Below are 4,730 nucleotides of genomic sequence, written 5' to 3' on the forward strand. Positions count from 1 at the left end.
TGTATCTATTTTATTTTTTATTTTATAAATAATTTTATCATTTATATTTGTTATAAAAATATTGTTTTCTAAAACTGCTACCATTTCTATATTTTCTTTTTCAAAATTTTTTTTCATCCGTTTTACAATGCTTGCTCTATATCTATTTAGTACTTCCTTTGCAAACGATGAATTTAACAGCAGATCTCTTGGTATTTTTTTTATTATTTTTTTATCCTTTTCAAGAAGAAGTTTGTTTTCAAGTAGCCATTTATATAGGTAATCTTTTTGAATTGATAATTTGTACACTTTTTTTTGCAGATAATTGTCATAATTATCCATTTTTAATCTTTTTGAATAGTTTATTCCAGGCTGGCTAGAATTAGAAGAGCTATTATCTAAAAGTAAAGTTATTAGTTTGTCATTATTGTACTTTAAATATTTTATTTTCTTTTTAAGCTTCATATTATTACTGTAGCTTCCATTTGTAATTATATTTAAAAGATTCTCCTTTTCATTCCAGTTGCTTTTTTCTTTTATTATAAAATTATACATCTTTTCCGTTGCCAGTACATCCTGTAGACAATAGTCAATTACTTTGTCCACAATTTCATCATATATATTTTTTTTTATTACGTAATTAAAATTGGCAAAATCCTGTTCCTCAATACTGTCTCCACAATTAAACTCAAACCCTTTTACTCCGAGATTTAAGTTATATTCATAAGCCAAATCATAAGAGTAAAATTCATGGTTTTCATTTTTGTATTCATCTTTTGGCATATTTCTTATTATTTTTATTTCACTATTTAATTTATTCCTGTTTACATTTGAATTTCTGTATTTTAAAAGGTCATTAATCACAATATCATCAAATCCATGTCCTGCATACGAGATTAAAACATTTTTAGAAATTATGTCAAATAAAAGTTTTTTCTGACGATTAAAATTATCCGAATCAATAATCAATATTTTATCATCATTTAGCTTTTTTAAGACAATACAGAAGTAATTTGGAAAAACTTCAATATCAAATACATATTTATTTGACTTTTTCATATATTATTATCACCGCTTTTCAGTTCTGAAAGTTACAAAAAATATTTATCTCTTTTCAAATAGATTTTATCTCCTCTAATATTTACAATTTTCACAATTCCTTTGAACTCTCTTATATTTGTACTCCTATTTCTCACATATACCTTAAATTTCTGATTTTCTTTTACATTTACTTCACTGATTTCTTTACCTATATTTTCAAATTTTTTAAACGTATCAATAACTGTCATACCATTTTTCAACTTTCCGTATTTCTCATTAGAAACATTTATTCCAAAATAATCCAGTACATCCTCTATATTTACAAAACTGACTATTTTGCTAATTTTTTCAGCCCATATATCAACATCATCCTTTGTAGCCCAAAAAGACTCAATTTCTTTTTTTTCTCCAACAAGTTCTTTCATTTTTTCAATTTCAGCTTCAACTTTTTCTAATGAAATTGCATCTTCAATAACATATTTATCAATTTTAGTTCTCACGAGCCTTGTCATTGTGGCAAAAACTCCTAATTTCTCTCCAATATCATAAATTAACGAACGGATATAAGTTCCACTGCTGACTTTTGTGTAAAATGAAATTTTAATATTTTGAGCGTTTTCTGAATTTTTTTCTGGATGCACTACCTTTATTTTTCTAATTTCTGATATTTCTACATTTCTTTCGGCTCTTTCCACTTCAATCCCTTTTCTTGCCAAATCATAAAGTTTCTTACCGTCAATTTTTATTGCGGAATACATTGGCGGGACTTGTTTTATCTTACCTTTAAAACTATTTACAGCCTGTATTATTTCAGAATCACTTATATTAATTTCAGAAGTATATTTTTCAACAACTGTCCCTTCTGAATCATAAGTATCTGTCTTATAGCCAAGCTCCATTTCCACATAATATTCCTTATCTTTTTTCATCAAACTGTCAGAAAATTTTGTGGCATCATTAATCATAACAATCATAAGTCCCTCGGCCATTGGGTCAAGGGTTCCAGCATGTCCAACTTTTTTGGCCTTTATCACTCTTTTCAGATGATTTATCGCCCCAAACGAACTTATCCCTTTGCTTTTATTTAAAAGTATCAGTCCATCCTTTGTAAAATTCTTCTCCATTTTACTCCTTCCTATACCCGCCATACTGCTTACATTATCGGTGAAATCAGCTTAAACACAGAATTTCTTAGCCGTTTAAAAAAAGTGACCTTTTTCAGCCTTATCTCGTCAAACCTTTCACACACTTCCAAATCTTCTATGAACTGTCCCTTTAAATCTCTGCTGATTTCTTGATTATAAAATACCGAGTTTACTTCGTAATTTATTTCAAAGCTCCGCATATCAAAGTTGCATGTTCCAAGGGTTGATATTTTTTCATCCACAATAATATTTTTACTGTGTAAAAATCCCGCTGTATAACGGTAAATTTCAATGCCTGCTTCAATTAATTCCGCAAAATAAGTTTCTGCTATCCAGTAAGGCATTTTCTTATCCGGCACTCCTGTAACCATTATCTTTATTTTTACTCCCGAAAGAGCCGCCATCTTTAACTGTGAAATCAAATCAGTGTCGGGAACAAAATAAGGACTTTGAATCAGCACTTCCTCTTTCGCCGTTGCAATCATTTTAGAATACAGATATTTCAAAGTGGTCCATTCGGTGTCAGGCCCGCTTGATGAAACCTGCATCAGATATTTCAATTTTTTATGTTTATCTATTGGCTTTTGCTCTTCCAGCTCGTGAACTGCCTCTTTTTTTATGTCTTCAATAAAATCGTCTTTCCCACCGCTGTTTAGCCAATCTGTAACAAAAATTGCCAGATACTGTCCAATTATTTCTCCTGTAATCCGAATATTCGTATCCCTCCAGCTATCAAATCTCTTTCCACCGTCTATATATTCCTGCCCCACATTCATACCGCCAGTATGCACTATATTATTATCAATTAACGCTATTTTTCTATGATTACGATAATTCATCTTGGAAATAAAAAATTTAACATCTAAAAACCATCTTATCTCAATTCCAGCGTTTCTAAGTTCCTTTTTATATTTTCTAGGCAATTTCCAAGTTCCCACTCCGTCAAAAAGCAGTTTTATTTTAACTCCTTCCTTAGCCTTTTTCAAAAGTGCATTTTTTATTCTTTCCCCAAGTTCATCAGCCTTCCAAATAAAATATTCCATATAAATCGTACTTTTTGCATTTTCTATATCACAAATAATCGAATCAAATGCCTCTTTTCCATGAAAAAACAATTTATACGAATCATTATTGGTCAAAAAAGTCCCTTCAGCCTTGTACAGCATTTTTACAAGTTCACTTTGCTGACTGCCTAAATTAATATTTTTTATCATTGTATCAATCTGATTCCGTATTGTAGCTTTTATTTCTGCTTCAGTCATTTTAGCTGTGTTTCCATCCACATTTTCAAGACGATTATAATAAAAAAAGTCCTGCGATCTAAAAATATCCGATACGTCCCGCTGCATAAAATTAAAAATCCTTGAATACAGCTTTTTTTCTTCCCCCTTCATCTTCTTAGAAATTATCTTATTCCTTCTCCAGTTAATCCCAAACAAAAGATACAGAACCGCTCCACCAATCGGAAATGTAAAAATTGTAAAAATCCAGGCAAGCATCGCATTCGGCGATTTATCCGACAAAAGCACCGATACTGTCAAAACAATAATTATCAGATAATGCAGCCTTTCAAATGGAATTATCCAACTTGAAATAATTATAGCCAGTCCATGCAGCATATTATCCTCCTCCTTTTTTATTTGTTAAATTAATCTATCTTTTAGCATTATATCTATAATTTTATCACTTTTAACAAAGATTTTCAATCATTCTTATTGAACAAATTCTAAAAACATGACATAACGAATTAAAATTAAAAAGTACATACATTATGCAAAAAAACAGTTCATAATTTATTTAATTAGTTAATTTCCTTATGTTAAAAATTTAAATTCCAGCTGTTTTTCCATTCCTTCCACTCTTTCGGAGTTACTGTTGCCAAATCAAAATCTTTCATAAAATCATACGGATCTTCATATTTTTCAAGCGGAGTTATGTCTATTAATTCTTTTGGTGCCACTTCATTGTCAATTTCCAAGTCTATTCCGTTATATAATGTTATTTTGGCGTATATTATGACATATACATGCAAGTAAAATTCATAGTTTGGATTATTATCATTTGAAAATTTTCTTGCCACTTTTTGTTCCATCATCCCGTCTATCGCTTTTTTCATTCCATCAATATCTTTATCTGCCAAAGCACTTAAAAATTCATAGTGCAGTTCTCCATATTTATAATAACTATCTTTCAGTGGCTTTTCCAAATATGCACTACATCTTTTTTTGACTTCTTCAAAATCTCCTCTTATTGCATGAAGAATTACACGAATTAAGAAAAATGTTCCATAATCATTTTTTAAATAGCCATATTTATTTTTTTTACTATCATAATCATCAGGCATTATCATATCAATATTATTTTTGAAAAATGTTATAAAATCTGGATTATTAGACATAAACATTTCAAACATTTGAGAAGCTTGAGTAAACAGCCTATTACTTCTACTACAACCCAATATTAATAATTTTCCACCTATATGGCAATTTAATCTGTGTTTTTTTATATTTTTTTCAATTACTAAATCTATTGAAGAAAATTTATTATAATCATTAGATAAAGTCC

Annotated in this window: 4 protein-coding genes; all 4 read right to left on the reverse strand. The window is 29.3% G+C overall.

The annotated features are described in order from the left end of the window. Positions 1–1,038: hypothetical protein (locus Q0370_RS10045; protein WP_299575269.1), on the reverse strand; the 1,038-nt coding region annotated here is incomplete at its 3' end. A 32-nt stretch (positions 1,039–1,070) separates the two neighbouring features. Next, a complete protein-coding gene (truB, locus tag Q0370_RS10050) occupies positions 1,071–2,144 on the reverse strand; it encodes a tRNA pseudouridine(55) synthase TruB (RefSeq protein WP_299575271.1) in 1,074 nt (357 codons plus the stop codon). A 29-nt stretch (positions 2,145–2,173) separates the two neighbouring features. Further along, positions 2,174–3,784, reverse strand: a complete 1,611-nt coding sequence (cls, locus tag Q0370_RS10055) for a cardiolipin synthase (protein WP_299575273.1) — start codon at positions 3,782–3,784, stop codon at positions 2,174–2,176. A 200-nt stretch (positions 3,785–3,984) separates the two neighbouring features. Next, on the reverse strand, positions 3,985–4,730 hold a 746-nt coding region (locus Q0370_RS10060; protein ID WP_299575275.1), incomplete at its 5' end, for an Imm49 family immunity protein.

It is taken from the genome of uncultured Leptotrichia sp., from assembly GCF_938036635.1.
Classification (GTDB): domain Bacteria; phylum Fusobacteriota; class Fusobacteriia; order Fusobacteriales; family Leptotrichiaceae; genus Leptotrichia; species Leptotrichia hongkongensis.

Excerpts from the sequence above, each read along its gene's own strand:
- truB (WP_299575271.1), bottom strand. The coding sequence starts at position 2,144 with ATGGAGAAGAATTTTACAAAGGATGGACTGATACTTTTAAATAAAAGC.
- cls (WP_299575273.1), bottom strand. The coding sequence starts at position 3,784 with ATGCTGCATGGACTGGCTATAATTATTTCAAGTTGGATAATTCCATTT.